This window comes from Arachnia propionica (genome assembly GCF_003932785.1).
Taxonomy (GTDB): domain Bacteria; phylum Actinomycetota; class Actinomycetes; order Propionibacteriales; family Propionibacteriaceae; genus Arachnia; species Arachnia propionica_B.
Genome location: NZ_RQYT01000124.1, coordinates 1 through 786, shown reverse-complemented (window position 1 = coordinate 786; position 786 = coordinate 1). Strand labels below are relative to the sequence as shown.

Annotated in this window: 2 protein-coding genes; both read right to left on the bottom strand. The window is 62.0% G+C overall.

Features of this window, described 5'->3' with window-relative positions; all coding sequences use genetic code 11:
* Positions 1 to 231 (bottom strand): RuvB-like helicase (locus tag EII35_RS16300; RefSeq protein WP_221739807.1); only part of this gene is annotated, 231 nt, incomplete at its 3' end.
* Entirely contained in the window at positions 228 to 665 is a 438-nt protein-coding gene (locus tag EII35_RS15545) for a hypothetical protein (protein WP_125229344.1), read from the bottom strand. The genes EII35_RS15545 and EII35_RS16300, both read right to left, overlap by 4 nt.
* Positions 666 to 786 lie beyond the last annotated feature (121 nt).

Genomic DNA, 786 nt, shown 5'->3' with positions numbered 1-786 from the left:
ATGACTCTTCCCCGCTCCGGGTGGCCCGGCCATGATGATCGCCCGACCCCCACGCACCCCCTCCCGGTCCGCACGAGACATGTAGGCCTGGACAGTTGCTCCGACCAGCTGACGCCACAGAGTTCCCATCGCCGGGGCTGCTGACAGGGTGTGCTCGGCGGCAAACTCCCTCACCAGATCGCGTACCTGCGTTTCGGTACGGCGCAGCACCTCTGCTGTCGTGTTGCTCATGAGGGGAAGTCAGGGCGCTGCTCGGCGATCGCGCGGAGTTCGTTGTACTCGTCATCAGTGATGAATCCTGTGAGGCTCAGTCTTTCGATGTCGTCCCAGGACTTGCTGTCGTACCAGTCGTCGTGGACCACCCCGAACTCATACGGCCAGGCCCGCAGCCGCTCCATCATCTCCTCGGTGCTGATCTCCCCCATGAACCGACGCAACCCAAACTCATATGGCGTCTCCGGCCAGAGGGACTCTCCCTGCTCCACGTCCTGCCTGACTGACAACACATCGCGATGCTCGGACCCGGTCTGGGCCATGATCTCCTCATCACCCAACCCGGCCTCGACCAGACGCAGGACTTCCCGATACTCATCCATCCGCCGCAACTCTTGGGTCGCCATGGAACGTAGCTCCCTGATCTTGGGATCAGCGTCATCCATGCTCATGTTCACCTCACAGCCTCGTCGCTTCTGTCGGGACTCTACCAGCGCGGGTACATGTGCAGACCAAGGAGACGTGAGGTCCTCTCTCGTACACTGGCCCGCATGAGCAACACCAAGCGGGTCA